Origin of the sequence: Bartonella sp. AP36NXGY, assembly GCF_042195865.1 — a bacterium.
Taxonomy (GTDB): domain Bacteria; phylum Pseudomonadota; class Alphaproteobacteria; order Rhizobiales; family Rhizobiaceae; genus Bartonella.
This window is the reverse complement of sequence record NZ_JBHIPD010000122.1, coordinates 1-961: the sequence shown is the minus strand read 5'-3', so window position 1 is coordinate 961 and position 961 is coordinate 1. Positions and strand designations below refer to the sequence as shown.

Below are 961 nucleotides of genomic sequence, written 5' to 3'. Positions count from 1 at the left end.
CCAATGGGCGCATTTTATGGGGAAATCATACCACCTCCAGTGATCCACTTTGGCGCTTTGTCAATGTGGTGCGCACCCGTGCAGCTTTGGAAAAAACCATCATTAACAATTTGCGCCCTTGGGCCAATGATGAGAATCTGACTGGTCAACATGTTATTGCCATTACCCGCTCTTTGACCAGCTTTCTTGATGATATGATTGCACGCGGTGCACTGCTTGGTGGGCGGGTTTGGTTTGATCGTGATTTAAATTCAAACAGCACTTTACAACTGGGGAAATTGCGGGTGGAATTTGATGCAGAAGAAGTGCCACCTCTAGAAGATTTAAGCTTTGGCAGCCGGCGCAATAGCGCTTATTTTGACCGTTTGGCGCAAGATATCCAAAAGAAAATGACTTATCAATTTGGCGATACGCTTGAAACTTATCGCAAAGCAGCAAGGAGTTAAAGCATGACTTTACGCATTGTACGCGGTTTTACCTTGATTGTTGATGATGATGTGAACCTTCACCTTGATCTTGAAACATTGAAACTGCCCACGTTGGAAGAAATTACAGAAACCTATCAACCGGGCGGCTCTGATATGCAAATTGATGTGAGCGGTCTTGGTGTCAAAGCACTTGGCTTGCAAATGAAAATCCGCAGCCATACCCCTGAGGTCATCGGTATTTTTGGTGGTCCCCCTGGTCTTCGTCATAAATTCACTGGCAAAAAACATGTGATTTCTGAAGAAGATGGGCGTGAGCATGAACATTCCATTGATGTGACAGGGCGGTTGGTCAAAGTCGATAGCGAAGGCTTAACAGCTGGGAAAGCCACAGGCTATGATTGCGAGATCAAAAATGTTTGGGATTATACGGAATTTTGGGATGGTTCTGTTTTGCACCGCTTTTCTTTTAAACGGGGCGGCTGGCTTGTCCGCAATGGGCAAGAGATCGGTTCTCGCCGCCGCTCTATTCTCAA

General features: G+C 46.0%; 2 protein-coding genes. Both read left to right on the top strand.

The window, feature by feature from the left end; all coding sequences use genetic code 11:
• Nucleotides 1–446, top strand: a 446-nt coding sequence (locus tag ACFINX_RS10220; RefSeq protein ID WP_375668811.1) for a phage tail sheath C-terminal domain-containing protein, incomplete at its 5' end; no start/stop codon positions are given.
• Nucleotides 447–449: 3 nt separating this feature from the next.
• Nucleotides 450–961, top strand: a 512-nt coding sequence (locus tag ACFINX_RS10215; protein ID WP_375668810.1) for a phage major tail tube protein, incomplete at its 3' end; no start/stop codon positions are given.